Origin of the sequence: Pseudomonas sp. Irchel 3H3 (assembly GCF_900187635.1) — a bacterium.
Lineage (GTDB): Bacteria > Pseudomonadota > Gammaproteobacteria > Pseudomonadales > Pseudomonadaceae > Aquipseudomonas.
Genome location: NZ_FYEC01000001.1, coordinates 341,280 through 362,939, shown reverse-complemented (window position 1 = coordinate 362,939; position 21,660 = coordinate 341,280). Strand labels below are relative to the sequence as shown.

Genomic DNA, 21,660 nt, shown 5'->3' with positions numbered 1-21,660 from the left:
ATTAAAAAGTAGTCGATTCTAGCGCTTTAACATCGCGCGTATATCTGCCAATGCGGTATTACCGCGCACGGCTTTGACTTCGGTCGGGGTGTCGTCATTGCCTTCCCAGGCCAGGTCGTCCGGCGGCAACTCATCGAGGAACCGGCTCGGGGAGCAGTCGATGATCTCGCCGTACTGCTTGCGCTTGGCGGCGAAGGTGAAGGCCAGGGTCTGGCGTGCGCGGGTAATCCCGACATAGGCCAGGCGCCGTTCTTCCTCGATGGTGTCGGCTTCGATGCTGGAGCGGTGCGGGAGGATTTCCTCCTCCATGCCCATGATGAATACGTAGGGAAATTCCAGGCCCTTGGAGGCGTGCAAAGTCATCATCTGCACGCCTTCGGCGCCGTCTTCCTCTTCCTGCTGACGTTCGAGCATGTCACGCAGGACCAGCTTGCCGATGGCATCCTCCACGGTCATGTCGCCTTCTTCGTCCTTCTCGAGGGTGTTCTTCAACGCCTCGATCAGGAACCAGACGTTGCCCATGCGGTAGTCGGCGGCCTTGTCGCTGGAGCTGTTGGTGCGCAGCCAGTTTTCGTAGTCGATGTCCATGACCATGCTGCGCAGGGCCGAAATCGGATCTTCGCCGGCGCACTGCTCGCGGACCTTGTCCATGAAGCGCTTGAAGCGCGCCAGGCGGTCGGTGAAGCGGCTATCCAGGTGCTCGCCCAGGCCGATCTCGTCGGTGGCGGCGTACATCGAAATCTTGCGTTCGGTAGCGTAGTTGCCGAGTTTTTCCAGGGTGGTCGAGCCGATTTCCCGGCGCGGGACGTTGATCACGCGCAGGAAGGCGTTGTCGTCATCCGGGTTCACAATCAGCCGGAAGTAGGCCATCAGGTCTTTCACTTCCTGGCGTCCGAAAAAGCTGTTGCCGCCGGACAGGCGATACGGCACCTGGTGGTGCTGCAACTTCAGCTCGATCAGCTTGGCCTGGTAGTTACCCCGGTACAGGATCGCAAAATCGCTGTATGGGCGGTCGGTACGCAGATGCAGACTGAGGATCTCCACGGCTACGCGCTCGGCTTCGGCATCTTCGTTGCGGCAGCGGATCACGCGGATCTCGTCACCGTGGCCCATCTCGCTCCACAGCTGCTTTTCAAACTCGTGGGGGTTGTTGGAGATCAGCACGTTGGCGCAACGCAGGATGCGGCTGGTGGAGCGGTAGTTCTGCTCCAGCATCACCACTTTCAAAGACGGGTAGTCGTCCTTGAGCAGCATCAGGTTTTCCGGACGGGCGCCGCGCCAGGCGTAGATCGACTGGTCGTCGTCGCCCACCACGGTGAACTGGTTGCGCTTGCCGATCAGCAACTTCACCAGCAGGTACTGGCTGGCGTTGGTGTCCTGGTACTCGTCCACCAGCAGGTAGCGAACTTTGTTCTGCCACTTTTCGAGGATGTCGGCGTGTTCCTGGAACAGCTTGACCGGCAACAGGATCAGGTCGTCGAAGTCCACCGCGTTGAACGCCTTGAGCGTGCGCTGGTAGTGGGTGTAGACGATGGCCGCGGTCTGTTCTTTCGGATTGCGCGCATTTTCCAGCGCCTCGGGCGGCAGGATCAGGTCGTTCTTCCAGGCGCCGATCATGTTCTTGATCTCGTCGACGCCGTCGTCGCCCGAGTATTCCTTCTGCATGATGTCGGTCATCAGGGCTTTGACGTCGGTCTCGTCGAAGATCGAGAAACCGGGCTTGTAGCCCAGGCGCACATGCTCCTTGCGGATGATGTTCAGCCCCAGGTTGTGGAAGGTGCACACCGTCAGGCCGCGGCCTTCACCGCCCTTGAGCAGGGTGCCGACGCGCTCCTTCATCTCGCGCGCCGCCTTGTTGGTAAAGGTCATGGCGACGATGTACTGGGCGCGGATGCCGCAGTTCTGGATCAGATGCGCAATCTTGCGGGTGATCACGCTGGTCTTGCCGGAGCCAGCGCCGGCGAGCACCAAAAGAGGGCCGCCGACGTAGCTCACGGCTTCTTGCTGCCGGGGATTGAGTCGGGACATGGCGGAAAAAGGAGTCGTTTGCGAAAAGGGCGGGCATTTTAACAGGATGCACGGATTCTGCCGCCTCTCTCCGACTTGTGACGTAGCACTCGATCTGTATTTGCCGGTTTTGTTACTTTCGCGCAGGATGCAGGGAGAATTTGCGTCTAATGTTCGATCTCTGAAGTGGCACAAATTTATGATTGAGAATCAATGACATTTGTCATTGTTCAGCTGTGCGTCATAATGCCACCGCCAACATCTTTGCAGAGTCTAGGGAGCTAGCTTGTCTACGCCTGTCGAACCCTTGCGTTTGCTGCTGCTGGCCGAAGAGCCAGTATGGGCAGCGTTGTTGCGCGAGTGTCTGGCTCCGATGGGGAGCTCGGCTGTGCTGATCAGTGCACCGACCTGGGAGTCGGTGAGCAGTCTATTTACCGATAACCGCTCTGCGGTCCTGCTGACTATTCCTGCTCTGCAACCGGAACCTGGGCGGTGCAGCCTGCCGACGGTGTTGCTGCTCGAACATGAACCCCTCAACCCACCGGACGGTGTCAGCGACTGGCTGGTGCGCGATGCGCTGGATGCCGGCATCCTGCGGCGTTGCCTGCGGCATGTGCGTGAACGTGGGGTGCTGGAAAACACCTTGCAACGTCTTGCCGAACAGGACCCGTTGACCGGCATCGCCAATCGCCAGGGCTTCCAGACCTTGCTAGCCACGCGCCTGGCGGAAAACGACGGCCGGGGCCTGGCGCTGGGGCACCTGGATCTCGACAATTTTCGCTACGCCAACGACGCCCTGGGCCATCAGGCCGGCGACCGGTTGATCCTGCAGGTGGTCGCGCGGCTCAAAGGCCAGCTTGAGGCCGGTGATCAACTGGCGCGCCTGGGCAGTGACGAATTTGCCTTGCTCATCGACACCCGCCGCGCGCCGCAACGCGCCGAGTGGATGGCCGAGCGCATCACCGAAGCCTTGTCCGAACCCTACTGGATCGACGGTGAAAGCCTGTTGATCGGCGCCAGCCTGGGGATTGCCCACGCGCGTGCCCAGGCCGGTGCCGACCCGCTGATGTGGCATGCCCATATCGCCATGCAGCAGGCCAAGAGCACCCAGGGTTGCACCTTCCATATCTTCAACGAGCGGATCAACCGCAACGCCCGCAGCATGGCTGACCTGGAAAGCGAGTTGCGCCGAGCCTTGCGCCGCGATGAGCTGGAGCTGCATTACCAGCCACGGCTGAACCTGGATGACGGGCAAATTGTCGGCCTCGAAGCCCTGGTGCGCTGGCGGCATGCCGAGCGTGGCTTGTTGCCGCCCAGTGAGTTCGTGCCGCTGGCCGAGCAGAGCGGGCTGATCGTGCCGCTCGGTTACTGGGTCATCTCCCGCGCCCTGCGGGACATGCAGGCGTTGCGCGAGCGCGGCCTGCCGCCGTTGCACATGGCGGTCAATCTGTCGTTCCGCCAGTTTCAGGACAGCCAGTTGCTCTCGACCTTGAGCCGCTTGATCGCCGAGCGGGGAGTCGATGCGCAGTGGCTGGAGTTCGAACTCACCGAAACCGCGGTGATGCGGCGCAGTGATCTGGTCCAGCAGACTATGGATGCCCTGGGTCGCCTCGGCGTGCGGTTTTCCCTGGACGACTTTGGCACCGGGTTCTCCTCGTTCGTGCACCTCAACAGCCTGCCGATCGCCTTGTTGAAAATCGACAAGAGCTTTGTTGGCGGTATGGAAGGGCGTGAAGAGAATCGCAAGCTGGTCCACGCGATGATCAACCTGGCCCACAACCTCCATCTGGAAGTCGTCGCCGAGGGCGTCGAAACCCCGGAGCAGCTTGAGTTGTTGCGTGGCTTTGGTTGCGACCAGGTGCAGGGCTACCTGATCAGCAAGCCGTTGCCGCTGTCTGAACTGGTGGAGTACCTGACCTTCGGCTCCAGCCAGCAGACAGTGCTGGAAATCGTCAACTGAGCTCGCCCCACAGGCAGGTCAGTCCGGCTGAGACATCTGGAAATCAGCTTGCGGCGCCGGCTCTTGCCGGATCATCCGCTTCATCTTCCACTCGAACCCCAGCGTCAGGCTCACAGCCGCGCAGGCCAGCCCCAGGGCCAGGCCCCACCAGACTCCGGTCGGCCCCCAGTGCAGGTGGAAGGCCATCCACCAGGCGGCCGGTGCGCCGATCAGCCAGTAGCAACCCAGGCCCACCAGAAAGGTGGTCTTGGCGTCCTTGAGGCCACGTATGCAGCCCATGGCGATGGTCTGCACACCGTCGAACAGCTCGAACCATGCGGCCACGGCCAGCAGGCTGACGGCCAGTTGGATGACGTCGGCAAACTGTGGGTCGTTGTGGTCCAGGAACAAACCGACCAGTTGATTGGGCAGCAGCCAGAACACCATGGCGAAACCCAGCATCGCCACCGCGCCAAAGCCGATCCCGACCCGTCCGGCCAGGCGTGCGTCGAGCAGTTGCCCGGCGCCGTAATGCTGGCCGATGCGCATGGTGATGGCATAGGACAGCCCTGCCGGCACCATGAACGCCACCGAGACAATTTGCAGGGCAATTTGGTGGGCACCCAGTTGCGTGCTGCCCATGGTGCCCATGCATAGGGCCGCGAAGGCGAACAGCCCGACCTCGACCGCATAAGTTCCGCCAATCGGCAGGCCCAGGCGCCACAACTCCCGCAGGTACTGGCGATTGGGCCGGGACAGGCCTGCGCGCAATGGGTACGCCTCGTACGCCGGGTGCCGGCGAATGTGCCAGGCCAGGCCCAGGGCCATGCAGTTGGCCACGATCGCGGTCACCAGGCCGATCCCCACCAGGCCCATTTTCGGCAGGCCGAACATGCCGGTGATCAGCGCGTAGTTGAGCAGGAAGTTGGCCAAGGTGCCGATGACGCTGATGACCATCACCGGAGTGGCCCGGCCGATGGCGCTGGTGAAGCCGCGCAACGCCATGAAGCTTAGGTAACCAGGCAGGGCAAACGGCAGGATCAGCAGGAACTGGCCGGCCATCTCGACGTTACTGGCCGTCTGGCCGAACAACAGCAACACCGGTTTGAGGTTCCACAACAGCAGGCCCGCGACCAATGCCATCAACCAGGCCAACCATAGCCCGGCCTGGGTCAGGCGTGCCGCACCGGGAATATCGCCCGCGCCCTGGCGGATCGACACCAGCGTGCCGACCGCGGCGATCACGCCGATGCAGAAAATCGACACGAACGAATAGGTCGCCGCTCCCAGGCCACCACCCGCCAGCGCCTCGGGGCTGATTTTGGCCATCATCAAGGTGTCGGTGAGCACCATCAGCATGTGCGCCAACTGCGAGGCGATCAACGGCCCCGCCAGCCGTAGGATGGCCCGCAATTCGGTACGTGCTGGATGCTGCATGGTCATCACGCGTGTTTCCTGGAAATAAGGGGGAGCCGCTGATTCTCGGCGCTCTCAGACGAATGCACAAAGGGATAAAAACGATCACTGGCATGATTAAAACTCATGCTGGCGAGTTTCTGCTAGGGTTTGCCCATTGCGCTATAGGAGCTTTCCTGATGTCCCGTCGTCTTCCTCCGCTGTATGCCCTGCGTGCTTTCGAGGCTGCGGCGCGGCACAGTTCGTTCACCCGTGCCGCGCAAGAACTGTCGATTACCCAGAGCGCCGTCAGCCGGCATATTCGTACGCTGGAAGAGCACTTTGCCTGCCGACTGTTTCAACGCAGTGGTCGCAACCTGCAATTGACCGAGGCCGCTCGCCTGTTGCTGCCCGGAGTGCGTGAAGGTTTTGGTGCACTGGAGCGCGCCTGCAACACCTTGCGCAGCGAAGATGACATCTTGCGCATGAAGGCTCCTTCGACCCTGACCATGCGCTGGTTGCTGGCGCGGCTTAGTCGCTTTCGGCATCTGCAGCCGGGCAATGAAGTGCAACTGACCAGCGCCTGGATGGACGTCGACTCGGTGGATTTCAATCATGAACCCTTCGACTGTGCGGTACTGCTGAGCAACGGGCATTTTCCACCGGACTGGGAAGCCAGTTACCTGTTCCCGGAGCTGTTGATACCGGTCGGTGCGCCGAACCTGCTCAACGATCAGCCCTGGGATCTCGAGCGGCTGGCCAGTACCGAACTGCTGCACCCCACCCCTGATCGTCGCGACTGGCGCAGTTGGCTGGAGCGCATGGGGCTCTCCGAGCAGGTGTCGCTCAAGGGCGGGCAAGTGTTCGATACCCTGGAACTGGGGATGATCGCCGCGGCACGTGGCTATGGTGTGTCCATGGGCGACCTATTGATGGTGGCCGAGGATGTGGCGCAGGGACGCCTGAGCCTGCCCTGGCCGACCGCCGTTGCCAGTGGCCTGAATTACTACCTGGTCTGGCCGAAAACCCGTCCGGGCGGTGAGCGTTTGCGGCGGCTCAGCGACTTCCTGCAAGGCGAGGCGCAGGCCATGGAGCTGCCGGACGTCGAGCGTCTGGACTGAGTCGGCAGCGGGGTTATTGATTGGCCGGCCGATAGTGCAGTGCTTCAGCCAGGTGTTCGCGGCTGATGCCCTGCGCCTGTTCGAGATCGGCCAGGGTCCGGGAGACCTTGAGTAGTCGATGGGCCGCCCTGAGCGACAGGGTCAGGCGTTCGCAGGCGCTTTCCAGCCAGCGTTCGTCCACTGTGGACAACTGGCAATGCTGGCGCAGGCCCGACAGGTCGAGGAAGGCGTTGGCGCAGCCCTGGCGCTGCTGCTGAATCTCACGAGCCATGGCAACGCGCTCGGCAGCACGGGCGGAGTTGTCGCCCGGCTGGGTGGCGGGATTGAGTGCAGTGGTTTCGCGGGCGACGGTCAGGTGCAGGTCGATGCGGTCGAGCAGCGGGCCGGAGAGCTTGTGCCGGTAACGCTGGACCATCTCCGAGGTGCAGGAGCAGCGGCCGCTGGGCTCGCCCAGGTAGCCACAGGGGCAGGGATTCATGGCCGCCACCAGTTGGAAACGCGCCGGGAAGCGCACTCGATCCCGGGCGCGGGAAATCACGATATAGCCAGATTCCAGCGGCTCTCGTAATACCTCCAGCACCTTGCGATCGAACTCCGGTAGCTCGTCGAGAAACAGCACGCCGTGGTGGGCGAGGGTGATTTCCCCGGGCTGGGGTTTTGAACTGCCGCCTACCAGCGCCGGGCCGGACGCCGAGTGATGGGGCTGGCGGAAAGGACGTTGCGGCCAATGACTCAACGGCACACCGCTGGCGACCGACTGGATCGCCGCCACCTCCAGGGCCTCACTTTCCGTCAGCGGCGGCAGCAACCCGGGCAAGCGACTGGCCAGCAGGGTTTTCCCGGTCCCGGGTGGCCCGCTGAACAGTAGGTTATGGGCGCCCGCCGCGGCTATCAGCAGGGCCCGCTTGGCGGCGGCCTGGCCTTGTACTTCGCTCAAGTCGGGGTAGGGCTTGCTGGCATGGAGCAAACCGTTGGAGCGGTAAGGCTCGATGGGGGTATGGCCGTTGAAGTGAGCGACCGCTTCCAGCAAATGATGCACCGCGAGCACCTTGAGCCCGGAGGCCAGGCAAGCTTCCTCGGCATTCGCCCAGGGCACCACCAGCGCCCGCCCGGCCTGGCGCGCCGCCAAGGCGGCCGGTAACACGCCGCGAACCGCCCGCACCTCACCGGAAAGCGCCAGTTCCCCCAGGCACTCCACGTCATCCAGGGTCAGGGTTGGCACCTGCACGCTGGCCGAAAGAATCCCCAGGGCAATCGCCAGGTCAAAGCGCCCACCGTCCTTGGGCAAGTCGGCGGGAGCGAGATTCAAGGTGATGCGCCGCGCTGGAAACTGCAGGCCCGAATTGATGATCGCGCTGCGCACCCGGTCCTTGCTCTCTTTCACCGCCGCTTCGGGCAAGCCGACCATCGTCAGTGATGGCAAGCCATTGGCCAGGTGGACTTCGACAGTGACAGCCGGTGCCTCCACGCCAATCTGGGCGCGGCTGTGGACGATGGACAGGGACATGAGCATTCCTTGAACGAAAAAGAGCCGCTTCCTGCGGTTGTTCAAGGGTAGTTGCGAGGGGGTGTTTTAGCACCGCGCGAGACGCGCCAAACGTTCGCAGGATGTTGCCGGTGGCCTGCGCGGCGTTCGTGTAGGAGCGAGCTTGCTCGCGAAGAACTCGAGGGCGACGCGTTGAGTCAGGCTTGACGCGTTATCGTTGATGTCCATCTCGAGCAGGCTCCCACAGTGTGATCAGCCAGTGCCCACAAGGGGCAGGGAATTACTCGGCAGGCGGATTGAGCCTGGCTTCCAGCTCCGCGACTTTCGCTTCAAGGCTTTCCAGGCGTGCCCGGGTGCGGGCCAGGACGACCATCTGGCTGTCGAATTCTTCCCGGCTGACCAGGTCCAGCTTGCTGAAGCCGCTTTGCAGCAGGGCCTTGAACTGGCTTTCGATTTCGCTTTTGGGCAGCGGGGTGTCGCCGCTGAACAGGCGGGAGGCGTGGCCGCTCAGGGCGTCGAGGAGGTCTTTGGGCGCGAGCATGTAGGGAGTCCTTAAACTGATGGCGGGCAGTGTATCACGCAGTGTTCAGGCTCATTTATCCCGGTGCGGCGCACGCTTTTCGCGCATCGGTCCGTCTGTCGGCGCACCGTTATTGTGCGTATCTCTGGGCGCGCATTTCTGCACTGGCCTGGGTTTAAAGGCAAGAGATTGAAATCAGTGGTTTTTCTGGAGATGGCAAGCTTTCTGCTAAGGCTTGAGTAACCCATGCACTGATGCAGTCGCTGTGACGAATGCAGTGCGGCAGGCGAAACGGGGAGTTTCGTCGGCAGCGGTTAACTGGCGTCAGTCGGGCAGGTACGGCCGACGATGCGTTACAAAGCCAGGCACTGCGCTTAGACTTGAGTCGGGTTTGTTTTCCTGGGGCAAGTCCACCAATTCGGGAGAGAGTTTTCATGAAGCTAGTCACTGCCATCATCAAGCCGTTCAAACTGGATGACGTCCGCGAGGCACTGTCCGAGATCGGCGTGCAGGGCATTACCGTCACTGAGGTCAAAGGCTTCGGTCGGCAGAAGGGTCACACCGAGCTGTATCGCGGCGCGGAGTACGTGGTCGATTTCCTGCCCAAGGTGAAGATCGATGTCGCCATTGACGACAAGGATCTGGACCGGGTTATCGAGGCGATAACCAAGGCGGCCAACACCGGCAAGATTGGTGACGGCAAGATTTTCGTGGTCAATCTGGAACAGGCTATTCGCATCCGTACCGGCGAAACCGATACCGACGCGATCTAAGCCGCCACAACCCCAACGCCCCAGGAGAAAACAATATGACTCTGCGTAAATTCGCAGGGCTAGGAGCCCTGTTGTCCCTCGTAATGCCCAGCCTGGCCATGGCGGCAGACGAAGTGGCGGCTCCAGTCCTCAACTCCGGCGATACCGCCTGGATGCTGACCGCGACAGCCTTGGTGCTGTTCATGACCATTCCCGGCCTTGCGCTGTTCTACGGCGGCATGGTGCGCTCCAAAAACATTCTTTCCGTGATGATGCAGTGCTTCGCCATTACCGGTCTGATCAGCATCCTGTGGGTCATTTATGGCTACAGCATTGCGTTCGACACCGCGGGCATGGAGCAGGGCGTCGTCAACTTCAACTCTTTCTTCGGCGGCATGGGCAAGGCGTTCCTCGCCGGTGTCACCCCGGCGAGCCTGACAGGGCCGGCGGCACTGTTCCCTGAAGCGGTGTTCATCACCTTCCAGATGACTTTCGCCATCATCACCCCGGCGCTGATCGTCGGTGCCTTCGCCGAGCGGATGAAGTTCTCCGCAATGCTGATCTTCATGGGTGTGTGGTTCACCCTGGTGTACGCACCGATCGCGCACATGGTCTGGTCCGGCCCCGGTGGCCTGATGTGGGACTGGGGCGTCCTGGACTTCGCAGGCGGCACCGTGGTGCACATCAACGCCGGTATCGCCGGTCTGGTGGCCTGCCTGGTGCTGGGCAAGCGCAAGGGTTTCCCGACCACCCCAATGGCTCCGCACAACCTCGGTTACACCTTGATGGGCGCGGCCATGCTGTGGATTGGCTGGTTCGGCTTCAACGCCGGTTCCGCCGCGGCGGCCAACGGTACTGCCGGCATGGCGATGCTGGTAACCCAGATCGCAACCGCTGCCGCAGCCCTGGGCTGGATGCTGGCCGAGTGGCTGACCCACGGCAAACCTAGCGCCCTGGGCATCGCCTCGGGTGTGGTTGCCGGCCTGGTGGCCATTACTCCAGCCGCTGGCACCGTGGGCCCGATGGGCGCCCTGGTGATCGGCTTGTCGGCCGGCGTGGTGTGCTTCTTCTGCGCTACGACCCTGAAACGCAAAATGGGCTACGACGATTCCCTCGACGCCTTCGGCGTGCACGGTATTGGCGGTATTCTCGGTGCGATCCTCACCGGCGTATTTGCTGCACCGTCGCTGGGTGGCTTCGGCACCGTGACCGACATCGCTGCACAAGTCTGGATTCAGTGCAAAGGCGTGGGTTTCACGGTGATCTACACCGCGATCGTCACCTACGTCATCCTCAAGGTATTGGACGCCGTCATGGGTCTGCGCGTGACCGAAGAGGAAGAGGCAGTCGGCCTGGACCTGGCACAACACAACGAGCGCGGCTACAACCTGTAAGCATGCGCGGAAAAAAACTTGCCCGGCTTGCCGGGCATTTTTTTGTTCTGGATTTGTCACTCAGGCCTAGGCTGAAAGGATTTTTCTGACAGCTTTGCCGGGGTTTTCCGCAGCGGTTTTTCCAGGGGCGATGGCTTACAGCATGGCGCGAATATTAGGGTCTTTGTTTTTTCCCAGAGCGCGCTAGAATGCGCCCCGAACGTGCGGAGAACTGTATGTGGCAACAGACTCTGATTACCCTGCGGGCCAAGCCCCGGGGCTTTCATCTGGTAACGGACGAGTTACTCGCCGGCCTGCCTGAACTCAAGGCATGCCGGGTCGGTCTGTTGCACTTGTGGCTGCAGCATACCTCGGCGTCGTTGACCATCAACGAGAACGCCGATCCGGCGGTACGTCGCGACTTCGAACGGTTTTTCAACCGGTTGATCCCACAAGGCGCAACCGGTTATGAGCATAACGACGAAGGCCTGGACGACCTCCCGGCGCACTTCAAGGCCAGTTTGCTAGGCTGTCAATTGAGTTTGCCGATCACGGCGGGCCGATTGGCGTTAGGTAGCTGGCAAGGTGTTTATCTGGGCGAGCACCGAGATCATGGCGGTGCTCGTAAAGTCCTCGCCACCGTGCACGGTGAAGGGGCATAAACCGCTGGTTACCAGTGGATTTTGAATTTTTTCTGGCAGTCGTCGACAGACGACGAAGCTGGGCTATAACTAATCTGCTTTTCGCAAGTCATGAGGTAGAACATGAGCGACGATGATCTGGAAAACGACGACCTCGAAGTAGGCGACGAAGACGAGGCCGAAGAAGGCCTTGAAGCTGCGGCGGAAGACGTTGCTGACGACGATGGTGGCGACGATACGCCGGCCCCGACCGCCAAAGGCAAGGCCAAGGCTGCGGTGTCGGTAGACGAGCTGCCGAGCGTTGAAGCCAAGAACAAGGAGCGTGATGCTCTGGCCCGTGCGATGGAAGAGTTCCTGGCCAAAGGCGGCAAGGTTCAGGAAGTCGAGGCCAACGTGGTGGCCGATCCACCAAAGAAGCCTGATAACAAGTACGGCAGCCGGCCTATCTAAGGGTCTGCACTGTGTTTGCTGAAAAAGCCCGCCGTCGCTGCGGGCTTTTTTATGGGTGGTGGTGGGTGGATCCGTTGCTGCGGTAACGGCTGCTTAGGGTTTCGCCCTTACGTGAACTGCCCCCCAATCCCCCGTAGCAGCTGCCGAGCCCGCGAGGCTGCGTTCGAGGACGCAGTCCTCGCCACCGTCAATACCACAAGCAGGGGCTTAACGCAGGTCCGACCAGCGTGCCAGCAACTCCGGCAGTTCTGTCAGGCAACGAATCTCGGCATCCGGTGCCTGGTCTGCTTCCCATGCCTTGCCCGCCGGGTTGAACCAGATTGCGCGCAACCCCGCTTGCTGGGCCCCGGCGATGTCATCACCGGGATGATCGCCGACATGCACCGCATTGGCGGCAGTGGTTGCACCGCGCTGCAGGGCTTCGTGGAACAGGCGGGCATCGGGCTTGGCGATGCCGATGTCTTCGGCGCACAGGGCAAACTTGAAGTAATCGGCCAGCCCCAGGCGGCGTACGTCGGCGTTGCCGTTGGTGACCACGCCCAGGGCGTAGCGGTTGCGCAGGATCTCCAGTGTCGGTTGCACCTCGGGGAATATCTCGAGCTGGTGCCGTGCGTGCAGGAAGACTTCGAAGGCCTGTTCGGCCAGTTCGCTTGCCTGTGGGTGGGCGTAGCCGGCTTCTTCCAGGGCGTGCAGCAACACCCGGCGGCGCAAGGCGCTGATGCGATGTTTGAGCTGCGGTTCGAGGCCCAGTACCCGTTCACGGATGGCCCACAAATGCTCGACCGGCAAGGCACCCAGGACCGGCGTGTGCTCGGCCAGCCACTGGCGCAGTGTGGCTTCCGCGCTGACGATCACCGGGGCGGTGTCCCACAGGGTATCGTCGAGGTCGAAGGTGATCAGTTGGATTGTCATTGCTCATCGCCCTTGATGCGTTTGGCCCGAGGGTGGGCGCTGTCGTAGACCGTGGCCAGGTGCTGGAAGTCCAGGTGGGTGTAGATCTGGGTAGTCTTGATGTCCGAGTGGCCAAGCAACTCCTGCACGGCGCGCAAGTCTTGGGAAGACTCCAGCACGTGGCTGGCGAAGGAGTGCCTGAGCATGTGCGGGTGCAGGTTCTGCCCCAGCTCCCGCTCGCCTGCGGCCTTGACCCGAAGTTGCACGGCGCGTGAACCGAGGCGTCGGCCTTTTTGGCTGACGAATAGCGCATCGTCCGGCGGATTGGCCAGGGCGCGCAAGGGCAGCCAGCACTCCAGGGCCTCGCGGGCTTTCCTGCCGATGGGCAGCACCCGGGTCTTGCTGCCCTTGCCGAGCACTTGCACCAGGCCGTCCGCGAGGTCGAGCTGGTCGAGGTTCAGGCCGGTGAGCTCCGACAGGCGCAGGCCACTGGAGTAGAACAGCTCGAGAATCGCCTGGTCGCGACGGGCCAGGAAGTCGTCCTCGACGGCCCCTTCGAGCAGTTGCAGCGTGCGGTCGGTGTCGAGGGTCTTGGGCAGGCGTCGCTCGCCTTTGGGCGGGGCCAGGCCGTTGGCCGGGTCGTGGTCGCACAGGCCTTCGCGGTTCAGGTAGTGATAGAGCCCGCGCACGGCCGACAGCAAGCGCGCCAGGCTGCGCGAGGACTGGCCCTGGGCATGCAGACGCGCGACCAGGCCGCGCAGGCGCTGGATGTCCAGTGCGCTCCAACTGCCGATGTGCAGTTTCTCGCAGTGTGCCAGGACCTTGTTCAGGTCACGGCGGTAGGCTTCAAGCGTGTGCGGCGACACCTGACGCTCACTGCGCAGGTGCTCGCAGTAGGCGTCCAGTTGCCGTTCCATGGTCAGCGCACCGAGCGCAGGGTGCTGTTGACCCGTGGCAATACGCGGCCCATGACTTCGGCGATGTAGCTGAGGAACAGGGTGCCGACCGAACTCTTGTAGTGCTGCGGATCGCGGCTGGCGATGGCTAGCACGCCATGCAGGCCCTGGTGACTGATGGCAACCACGGCCGTGGAGCCGATCTGCAGGCGTTGTTCTTCGCCAAACAGGAAGTCCAGTTCATGCTCGCGCAGGGTGCCGCTGACGCTTTTGCCTTCGGACAGCAACCCGCCAATGGCCTTGTGCGCTTCGGCGTCGCTGACCCAGCGGCCGACCGGCAAGGGCTCGTCGCTGAACAGGATCAGACTGACAAAGGGCACCTGGAAGTCCTGGCGCAGGCTGTCTTCAACACTGATGACCAGGTCATCCAGGCTGTTGGCGTCCATCAGGGCGAGGATCAGGCGGCGGGTCTTGTCGAACAGCCGATCGTTGTCGCGGGCGACATCCATCAACTGCGAAAGACGGTGGCGCATCTCGATGTTGCGTTCGCGCAGGATTTTCATCTGCCGCTCGACCAGCGAGATGGTATCGCCACGCTGGTGCGGTATGCGCAGGGCCGGGAGCAGTTCTTCGTGCTCGACGAAGAAATCCGGATGAGCCTCAAGGTACGCGGCAATCGCCGCCGCCTCCAGGCTCTCGGAAGGGCATTCGTCGGGCTGCGGGGCTGGAACCTTGGGCTGATCAGTCATGGATTTAGCTCACTCAAAGACGCACTTGTCCTTCGTATACGCGTACTGCCGGACCGGTCATCATCACCGGTTGGCCAGGACCTGCCCATTCAATGGACAAGCGCCCGCCGGGCAGGTCGATCAATAGCGGCGAATCCATCCACCCCTGGCTGATCGCGGCCACTGCAGCGGCACAGGCGCCGGTACCGCAGGCCTGGGTTTCCCCGGCGCCCCGCTCCCAAACGCGCAACTGCGCACGATTGCGGTCGATGACCTGGAGGAAACCGACGTTGACCCGTGCCGGAAAGCGCGGGTGATGTTCGATCTTCGGCCCCAGTGCATGCACCGGCGCGTTGTTGATGTCGTTCACGCGCAGCACAGCGTGCGGGTTGCCCATGGACACCGCGGCCAACTCGACGGTCTGGCCGTCGACCTCGACCGGGTAGCTGTTGGCTTGCGCGTCGGCCTGGAACGGAATGTCCGCTGGCACCAGGCGTGGTGCCCCCATGTTGACGCTGATCTGACCGTCATTGCGAATATCGAGTTCGATTATGCCGCTCTTGGTCTCGACGCGGATCTGGCGCTTGGCCGTCAGGCGCTTGTCCAGCACAAAGCGGGCGAAGCAGCGCGCGCCATTGCCGCATTGCTCCACTTCGGAACCGTCGGAGTTGAAGATCCGGTAACGGAAATCCACCTCCGGGTTGCTCGGTGCTTCGACAATCAACAACTGGTCGAAGCCGACACCGGTGTGGCGGTCGCCCCATTGCTTGGCGTGCTTGGGCAGAATGTGCGCGTGCTGGCTGACCAGGTCGAGGACCATGAAGTCGTTGCCCAGGCCGTGCATCTTGGTAAAACGCAGCAGCATGGGTTTACTCCGGCAGCAGGCTTTCGCCAGCAAACAACTCGGCTACCGTCTCGCGGCGACGCACTTCGAATGCCTGATCACCGTCCACCAGCACTTCGGCGCAACGGCCGCGGGTGTTGTAGTTGGAGCTCATGACAAACCCGTAGGCACCGGCCGAATGCACGGCCAGCAAGTCGCCTTCTTCCAGCGCCAGTTGACGATCCTTGGCCAGGAAGTCACCGGTTTCGCAGATCGGGCCGACGATGTCGTAGGCGCGTGCCGCAGTGTCGCGTGGGCGCACGGCCGTGACGTCCATCCAGGCCTGGTACAGCGCCGGGCGGATCAGGTCGTTCATGGCCGCGTCGACGATGGCGAAATCCTTGTGTTCGGTGTGCTTGAGGTACTCGACCTGGGTCAGCAGCACGCCGGCGTTGGCGACGATGAAGCGGCCCGGCTCGAACACCAGCGCCAGGTCGCGACCGTCGATACGTTCGCGCACGGCCTTGATGTAGTCGGCAGCCAGCGGTGGCTCCTCATCGCGATAACGCACACCCAGGCCGCCACCCAAGTCGATGTGGCGCAGGTAGATCCCGCAATCGCTGAGGCGGTCGATCAGCGCCAGCAGGCGGTCGAGGGCATCAATGAAGGGGGGCAGGGTGGTCAGTTGCGAACCGATGTGGCAATCGACGCCGACCACTTCCAGGTTCGGCAGTTGGGCGGCGCGCACATAGACGTCTTCGGCGTCGGCGATGGCGATGCCGAACTTGTTTTCTTTGAGGCCGGTGGAGATGTACGGGTGGGTGCCGGCATCGACGTCCGGGTTCACGCGCAGCGAGATCGGTGCACGCACACCCAGCTCGGCGGCCACCACTTGCAGGCGCTCCAGCTCGTCGGTGGACTCGACGTTGAAGCAGTGCACGCCGACTTCCAGGGCGCGGCGCATGTCGTCGCGGGTCTTGCCCACGCCGGAGAATACGATCTTGTCGGCCGCACCGCCTGCAGCCAGGACCCGTTCCAGCTCGCCACGGGAGACGATGTCAAAACCGGCGCCCAGACGCGCCAGGACATTCAGTACGCCCAGGTTGGAGTTGGCCTTGACCGCGAAGCAGACCAGGTGCGGGGTGCCAGCCAGGGCATCGGCATACGCCAGGTACTGGGCTTCGATGTGCGCACGGGAGTAGACATAGGTGGGGGTGCCAAAGCGCTCGGCGATGGCGGACAAGGCAACACCTTCCGCGAACAGCTCACCGTCACGGTAGTTAAAAGCGTCCATGATGTTCCCTTAGTAGGTGCTGTTGCTGTTGCTGTGTTCGTGCGCTTTGGACTGCGACGATTTGGCCTGTTCATCTGCAGGCTTGCTGTCATCGGGCAGGTACAGCGGGCCTTTTTGACCGCAGGCCGATAACAGGCAGGTAAAAGCGACGAGCGAAGCGAGCGCAGCAAGGGAAGAGATCAGGCGCTTCATGGCGAAATCCTTGAGAATGCGTTAATTGCGCCGGAGTATACCGGCCACCCGGCAGCTTGCCTATGCGACGGGCCACCCGTCCGGCGGGCCTTTGCCCGTGGCTTGCGATCGAGCAGACAATGGCAGGCGGTTATTGGTCCACCTTGCCCGGTGCTTGGTCGGTATCCTTTGCAATCGCCGGGGCGCGTCCGTATCTTGCGGCGCTTGAGCGTAAGTAGACACTTTTTGAGGTTGCCGCAATGAGTTTGACTGAAGCCCGTTTCCACGACCTGGTCGATGCCACCCAGCAGACACTGGAAGATATTTTCGACGACAGCGGCCTGGATGTTGATCTGGAAAGTTCGGCTGGGGTCCTGACCGTCAAGTTCGAAAGCGGCAGCCAGTTGATCTTCAGCCGCCAGGAGCCACTGCGCCAGTTGTGGCTGGCAGCGGTGTCCGGCGGGTTCCACTTCGACTACGACGAAGAAAGCGAGCGCTGGATGTGTGACAAGAGCGAAGAGCAGCTGGGCGAAATGCTCGAGCGCATCGTCAAGCAGCAAGCCGATGCCGAGCTCGACTTCGAAGGTCTCTGACAGCGTGACTGAACCTGCCCCCGTTCGTGCGCCCAAGCCGCTGTACAGTAATGTCAGCCCGGCCGTGCCATCGCCCTGCACCAATGTCTGCCGGCTGGATGAGGAAAAAGTCTGCAAGGGCTGTTTCCGCCATGTCGAAGATATTCGTGAATGGCGTTCGGCGGACGATGAACGACGCCGGGTGATTTGCGCCCAGGCGCACAATCGCCGCGCCCACGTCGCTCGGTAGGCGCCACCTGCCGCGACCGGCTTGTATATTTTTTGAGCTGTGATAGTGTCCGGTTACGCCTCAACCCATCGAGGCGCGTGAAAACCCCGCCTGTTTTATGGCGGGGTTTTGCTTTTTTCGTGCAGAAGAAAGGAGTCTGCCTGAATCATGACCGTACCTTCCATCACTCTTACCCGTCTGGACGTACAACGTCTGGAGCGCCTGATCGACAGCCTGGATGACACGCTGCCGGGCGTGATCGCGCTGCAAACCGAACTGGATCGCGCCGATACTCTGGTCGGTCACGATGAGGTGCCTGCCGATGTCGTAACCATGAACTCGCGTGTTCATTGCCGTGAAGAAAGCGGCGGCAAGGACTATCACCTGACCCTGGTCTACCCCAAGGACGCGAATGCCGATGAAGGCAAGATTTCCATTCTTGCGCCGGTCGGCAGTGCACTGCTGGGCCTGAAGGTTGGCCAGCACATCGACTGGCCAGCACCGGGTGGCAAGACCCTGAAGCTGACCCTGCTCGAAGTCGAGAACCAGCCAGCCAATGGCGGCGATTTCTCCCTCTGAGAAGGCTTCAAACCTGTTCGAGCGCCTTGTTCAAAGCGCGCTCCAGGTCTGCCTTGTAGCGCAGGTACAGATTGCTCGAGCCGGGGCTGTCAGCCAACAGTCCTGACAGATCCAGGTCGGTGATATAGCAGCGATAGGGCTGCATCTCCCGGCGACGCCCGACTATCTCCCGCGCCACCACGGCAAACAACTGATCGCCGTACTCCAGTTCGCTGTACTCCCGTTGATTGCAATACAGGGTGACCTGCACCTTCCCCGGCGCAGCTTTGCCGACAATCGCCTGCACGTCATAGAACGGCCTGTCGGCGGGGATCTGCGGTGCTGGCTGCGGCTCTACCCGGCGGGCCCGCCCCGTGCCCGCGGGCAGTAACTGGTAGTAGTGGATGTCCAGCTGCGGCAGTGGCTGCGTGGCGTCCATGGGCAGCATGGCGTCGCGGCGAAACAGGATCGACTGCACGAACCGCTGCAGGGGCACCAGCAGGCTGTTGTCATCGTGATAGGGCTGGCGCTGGTACCACAGGGCGTTGAACTCATCCAGCACATACAGCTCGGCCCCGCTGTCGCCGACGCGGTAGAACACTTGAATGCAGCCGGGCTGGCCCATGGGCAGGATCAGCGCCAGGTCGTGTTCTTCCAGGGCCATTGGGTCCAGGTGCAGCGGGCTGTAGGCGGTCTGTTCCTGGCCCAGGTAATCGAGCAGGGCGGGCAGGGTGCCCAGGGCCATATGCCGGACCTGGCCGGGTACCAGCTCCAGCACGTGGTAGTGCTGCTGGACCTGGATCAGGTAGCGCTGGTTGAGGTCGCTCAGCAACAGGTGCTGCGCGGTGTCGAAGATCTCCTCGACCCGCCGGGCAATGAACTGTGCGCGGTTGTGGCAGAAGCACTGGACCCGCAGGCGCGGCTGCCGGGGGCCTTGGGGCAAGTGGTTGAGGTAATCGCGCAGGCAGTCGAGCAGGGCGTGGGGCCCGTCATGACGATTGACCAGCACTTCATTCCAGCTGTTGAGCGTGACCTGGTCGAGGGTCAGTACCAGGTTTTCACGGACCCCGGCATAACTCAGCGAGTCGGTGCGCTCGGTGGTCATCAGGATGTTCAGGTCGCGGTGATGCTTGAGCGGGTCGATGCCCACGTTCACCAGAATCAGCACCTCGGCTGGCTCGATGGCACGCAGCAGTTGCTCCTCGTCGACGCTGGCCAGGGGCAGGGCGATGGTCTGCTGCAGGCTGCCCAGCAGGTTGAACAGCTCGAACTCACTCAGGTCGCTGTTGCCTGGGTGCAGCGCCAGGCGCGTACTGCTGTCGATCACGCCGTTTCGGTGGCACCAGGTCAGCAACTCGAGGAGGTGGCTGCTGCGTTTGAGCGGCGCGAAGTGTTCCCACTCCAGGTTACCCAGGCTGCCGTTGTACAGGCCCCAATGGGTCTGCCCGGGGGCTTTTTTGTTGGCCGACTGCACCAGCGTCAGGGTGTCTTCGGCCAGGTCCGGGGCAATGCCCGGGTTGATGAACTCGACCTTGTCGGCCTTGCGTTCGAAGGCCGCATAGAGCCGGCGGCCGAGTACATTGAGGTCGCGTTTGTTGATCAGGCTGACGCTGCGTTCAGTGCGGGCAAACTGGCTGAGGAAGCGATAGCTGTAGTTGAGCTCGTTGACCAGGGCCCGACGCTCGGCACTGACCTGGCGGACCTTCCACTGGCTGCGGCTGTCGAGCAATGCCAGTTGTCGATGGTCCCAGCGCCACTCCTCGGCCAGCCGTTGCAGGAGCTGGCTCTGCCAGCGGCTGTTGCGTTGAGCGCTGGTGCCGGTGAGCTTGCGGTTGACCTTGAGGTACAAGGCGCGTCGCACCAGCTCCAGGCGTTCCGTTTCGCCCCGGGCGTTGAGGTATTGCTCGATACGGCGGTACACCATGATGTAGGGGTCGAGTTCGTCCAGCTCCAGGCGGTTGGCGAACACCGCTTGCTTGAAGCGCAGGCTCAGGCATTCGACCTGCGGATGCTCGCTGGCGTAGACCTCGATCAGCAGCAGTTTGAGCACCGACTTGTAGGGCGATTCGATGCCTTTGAACAGTTGCCAGAGCCCGGCGCCGATGAATTCCCCGGGCGGAATGTGCGCCAGGTGACCGAGGTCGAGGGTCTCCTCGGCGCGCACAAAACGCTTGGACAACAGGGTGTGGGTGTACAGCTCGTAGCCGGGTTCTTCATACACCGGCACCAGCCACCAGATTGGCGTGCGCCCGGCGAGCCAGATCGCAGTGCGATAGAACTCGTCCAGCAGCAGATAGTGCTGGCTGGTGCCGCAGTCTTCTGAGCTGAGCTGGCTATCGCGCTCGCCGCGGACAAACCGCTGTGGCTCGATCAGGAAACAATGGGCCTCGGCGCCCTGGCTGGTGGCCCAGGCTTCGAGCAACTGAGCCTTTTTTCCCAGTTCAGCGAGTTCGTCCGCGCGAAGGTCCGGGGCGTGGCAGATCCACAGGTCCATATCGCTCTGATCGGCCTGGGCCAGGGTGCCGAGGCTGCCCATCAGGAACAGGCCGTGAATCGGCTGTGGCGGGTTGCCGCGACGGGCCTTGTAGGAAAAGGATCGGGTCAGGCGCTGCGCTTCCGCGAGGGTGCCGGCATCAGGTTCGAAATTCGCCACGCCGGCGGGGGTGCTGCTCGAGACGTAGCCCGGCAACAGGGGATGATTGACATGGAAAAACAGTGGCAGCAGCTTGAGGACCATTTGCTGGCGCGGTGTTAACCCTTCCATGGCCCGGGCCATGCGGCCGTTATTGAGCGTGAGGAAGCGTGCGCGCAACTGGCTGAGAACCTTGCGATCGATTCCCTCGTCCAGGTCGGGGCGGATTTCATGGGTGCGGGTCATGTCAGCTCAAACCGGCTCGCAGTCAACGAACGTGGGAAAGTTTCAGGTGCTGGGGCAGTCTACAGCCTCGCGCACAGGACTTTTAAGCTGATTGTTGATTTCTGGCGCCAAACATCTATCGGTTGGCGACAGTCTGCCCGCGGAAATCCCGATGCAGGGGTTCCCGTGGGCGATACCGGTGTCGTTATGCGGTTTCTTCGACGGACAGGATGGTCAGTACAGTCTGCACATTCTGCGCGGCGTCACGCCCCAGGCTGGTCAGATACCCGCCATCGGGTTGATCGATCAATTCTTTTTCGAACAGGCGTTGTGCGGCAGCAATAGCTTTCGGGGCAGCGGTCTGATGAATTTTCAAACCTTCCTGGGAACTGTCCAGGTTGAAGAGTGCAAGGATTTCCAGTTCGGCAACCAGCTCAGGGGTAAGCGACATAAGGACTCCAGACTTTCTAGGAATATGACTGTAGCGCCCCTAAGGTGAACGCACTCGGGCGAGCTGTCCAGTGTTGGCTGCGGGCTTTTCGCCCGCCCGGGTGATTCTTATTTCTTTTCCGGCGGCAGCTCGGGTAGGGCACGCAGGGCAGCTTCGTACCACTGGGTGTCGAACGCGCGGTCTTCTTCGAGGATCGCGTCGATTTCCACCGCCAGCACGTGGGCCATCAGGCTGAGAATTTCCTCGCGCTCGTAACCCACCAGGGTCAGTTTGTTGAAGGTGGCTTTGGCCGCGGGCGGGTTGTCGCTTGCGATCTGGTTTTCGATGGCTTCGACCAGGGTGTTCTCGGCGAACTCTTCGTCGTCGATATCGTCGTTCGTATTGGTGCCGGGGGTCAGCTCGCTCATGGCAGGCTCCTCAAGGTAAGGCCGGCAGTTTACCTGCATTCAGCGCCGTGATGCTGCTGGCGAGAGTGCCCCTGAGGATCTATAACAGTCGCTGCCAAC

22 protein-coding genes are annotated in these 21,660 nt (G+C 62.1%); 9 read left to right on the top strand and 13 right to left on the bottom strand.

All coding sequences use genetic code 11. The features are described 5' to 3' along the window. Window positions 1–18 precede the first annotated feature (18 nt). Complete coding sequence (gene rep / locus CKW24_RS01695; RefSeq protein ID WP_095164841.1) at window positions 19–2,028, bottom strand: DNA helicase Rep; 2,010 nt, start codon at window positions 2,026–2,028, stop codon at window positions 19–21. Between the two features lie 265 nt (window positions 2,029–2,293). Between rep and CKW24_RS01690 the strand changes: the two genes are divergently transcribed. Beyond that, window positions 2,294–3,967 (top strand): bifunctional diguanylate cyclase/phosphodiesterase, encoded by a 1,674-nt coding sequence (locus CKW24_RS01690; RefSeq protein WP_095164839.1) that lies wholly within the window; start codon window positions 2,294–2,296, stop codon window positions 3,965–3,967. A gap of 18 nt (window positions 3,968–3,985) precedes the next feature. On the opposite strand, the gene CKW24_RS01685 is transcribed toward CKW24_RS01690, so the two are convergent. Continuing rightward, a complete protein-coding gene (locus tag CKW24_RS01685; protein WP_095165196.1) occupies window positions 3,986–5,383 on the bottom strand; it encodes a NorM family multidrug efflux MATE transporter in 1,398 nt (465 codons plus the stop codon). A 158-nt stretch (window positions 5,384–5,541) separates the two neighbouring features. On the opposite strand from CKW24_RS01685, the gene CKW24_RS01680 reads away from it, so the two are divergent. Continuing rightward, entirely contained in the window at window positions 5,542–6,462 is a 921-nt protein-coding gene (locus CKW24_RS01680; protein WP_095164837.1) for a LysR substrate-binding domain-containing protein, read from the top strand. A 13-nt stretch (window positions 6,463–6,475) separates the two neighbouring features. Here the strand turns inward: CKW24_RS01680 and CKW24_RS01675 are convergent, their stop codons facing one another. Together CKW24_RS01675 and CKW24_RS01670 are read right to left on the bottom strand one after the other, a co-directional pair. Continuing rightward, window positions 6,476–7,969, bottom strand: coding sequence for a YifB family Mg chelatase-like AAA ATPase (locus CKW24_RS01675; protein WP_095164835.1), 1,494 nt, complete (start codon window positions 7,967–7,969; stop codon window positions 6,476–6,478). 259 nt (window positions 7,970–8,228) lie between these two features. Further along, window positions 8,229–8,489 carry an accessory factor UbiK family protein gene (locus CKW24_RS01670; RefSeq protein WP_095164833.1) on the bottom strand — a complete coding sequence of 87 codons (261 nt, stop codon included), beginning with the start codon at window positions 8,487–8,489 and terminating at the stop codon, window positions 8,229–8,231. Window positions 8,490–8,902: 413 nt separating this feature from the next. Between CKW24_RS01670 and glnK the strand changes: the two genes are divergently transcribed. The 4 genes from glnK to sutA all read left to right on the top strand — a co-directional run bounded on the left by glnK (window position 8,903) and on the right by sutA (window position 11,684). Continuing rightward, window positions 8,903–9,241, top strand: coding sequence for a P-II family nitrogen regulator (gene glnK / locus CKW24_RS01665; RefSeq protein WP_095164831.1), 339 nt, complete (start codon window positions 8,903–8,905; stop codon window positions 9,239–9,241). A gap of 35 nt (window positions 9,242–9,276) precedes the next feature. Next, window positions 9,277–10,614 (top strand): ammonium transporter, encoded by a 1,338-nt coding sequence (locus tag CKW24_RS01660; RefSeq protein ID WP_095164829.1) that lies wholly within the window; start codon window positions 9,277–9,279, stop codon window positions 10,612–10,614. 215 nt (window positions 10,615–10,829) lie between these two features. After that, complete coding sequence (locus CKW24_RS01655) at window positions 10,830–11,255, top strand: secondary thiamine-phosphate synthase enzyme YjbQ (protein ID WP_095164827.1); 426 nt, start codon at window positions 10,830–10,832, stop codon at window positions 11,253–11,255. A gap of 102 nt (window positions 11,256–11,357) precedes the next feature. Next, window positions 11,358–11,684 (top strand): transcriptional regulator SutA, encoded by a 327-nt coding sequence (sutA, locus tag CKW24_RS01650; protein WP_095164825.1) that lies wholly within the window; start codon window positions 11,358–11,360, stop codon window positions 11,682–11,684. Window positions 11,685–11,891: 207 nt separating this feature from the next. Here sutA and CKW24_RS01645 read toward each other — a convergent pair whose 3' ends face one another. From CKW24_RS01645 to CKW24_RS01620, 6 genes are read right to left on the bottom strand one after another with little or no spacing between them, the layout of a single operon-like run. Beyond that, complete coding sequence (locus tag CKW24_RS01645) at window positions 11,892–12,596, bottom strand: HAD family hydrolase (protein WP_095164823.1); 705 nt, start codon at window positions 12,594–12,596, stop codon at window positions 11,892–11,894. Continuing rightward, a complete protein-coding gene (xerC, locus tag CKW24_RS01640) occupies window positions 12,593–13,492 on the bottom strand; it encodes a tyrosine recombinase XerC (protein WP_095164821.1) in 900 nt (299 codons plus the stop codon). The genes CKW24_RS01645 and xerC overlap by 4 nt, the downstream gene beginning before the upstream one ends. A gap of 2 nt (window positions 13,493–13,494) precedes the next feature. Next, window positions 13,495–14,220, bottom strand: a complete 726-nt coding sequence (locus tag CKW24_RS01635; protein WP_095164819.1) for a DUF484 family protein — start codon at window positions 14,218–14,220, stop codon at window positions 13,495–13,497. Window positions 14,221–14,233: 13 nt separating this feature from the next. Next, window positions 14,234–15,064, bottom strand: a complete 831-nt coding sequence (gene dapF, locus CKW24_RS01630) for a diaminopimelate epimerase (protein ID WP_095164817.1) — start codon at window positions 15,062–15,064, stop codon at window positions 14,234–14,236. Window positions 15,065–15,068: 4 nt separating this feature from the next. Continuing rightward, window positions 15,069–16,316, bottom strand: coding sequence for a diaminopimelate decarboxylase (gene lysA, locus CKW24_RS01625; RefSeq protein ID WP_095164815.1), 1,248 nt, complete (start codon window positions 16,314–16,316; stop codon window positions 15,069–15,071). Window positions 16,317–16,325: 9 nt separating this feature from the next. Further along, window positions 16,326–16,508 (bottom strand): lipoprotein, encoded by a 183-nt coding sequence (locus tag CKW24_RS01620; RefSeq protein ID WP_095164813.1) that lies wholly within the window; start codon window positions 16,506–16,508, stop codon window positions 16,326–16,328. 239 nt (window positions 16,509–16,747) lie between these two features. Between CKW24_RS01620 and cyaY the strand changes: the two genes are divergently transcribed. From cyaY to rnk, 3 genes are all read left to right on the top strand, one after another. Then, window positions 16,748–17,080 (top strand): iron donor protein CyaY, encoded by a 333-nt coding sequence (gene cyaY / locus CKW24_RS01615; RefSeq protein ID WP_095164811.1) that lies wholly within the window; start codon window positions 16,748–16,750, stop codon window positions 17,078–17,080. A gap of 4 nt (window positions 17,081–17,084) precedes the next feature. Next, on the top strand, window positions 17,085–17,309 hold the full coding sequence (locus CKW24_RS01610; RefSeq protein WP_095164809.1) for a DUF1289 domain-containing protein: 225 nt from the start codon (window positions 17,085–17,087) through the stop codon (window positions 17,307–17,309). Window positions 17,310–17,456: 147 nt separating this feature from the next. Next, on the top strand, window positions 17,457–17,867 hold the full coding sequence (gene rnk / locus CKW24_RS01605; RefSeq protein WP_095164808.1) for a nucleoside diphosphate kinase regulator: 411 nt from the start codon (window positions 17,457–17,459) through the stop codon (window positions 17,865–17,867). A gap of 7 nt (window positions 17,868–17,874) precedes the next feature. Here rnk and CKW24_RS01600 read toward each other — a convergent pair whose 3' ends face one another. The 3 genes from CKW24_RS01600 to CKW24_RS01590 form a co-directional block, all read right to left on the bottom strand. Beyond that, window positions 17,875–20,724: a class I adenylate cyclase gene (locus CKW24_RS01600; protein WP_095164806.1), complete on the bottom strand. Its 2,850-nt coding sequence runs from the start codon at window positions 20,722–20,724 to the stop codon at window positions 17,875–17,877. A gap of 184 nt (window positions 20,725–20,908) precedes the next feature. Beyond that, window positions 20,909–21,154: a TIGR02647 family protein gene (locus CKW24_RS01595; RefSeq protein WP_095164804.1), complete on the bottom strand. Its 246-nt coding sequence runs from the start codon at window positions 21,152–21,154 to the stop codon at window positions 20,909–20,911. A 107-nt stretch (window positions 21,155–21,261) separates the two neighbouring features. After that, the gene (locus tag CKW24_RS01590; protein WP_095164803.1) at window positions 21,262–21,561 is read right to left on the bottom strand and encodes a hypothetical protein; all 300 of its coding nucleotides are present in this window, start codon (window positions 21,559–21,561) and stop codon (window positions 21,262–21,264) included. Window positions 21,562–21,660: the final 99 nt, after the last annotated feature.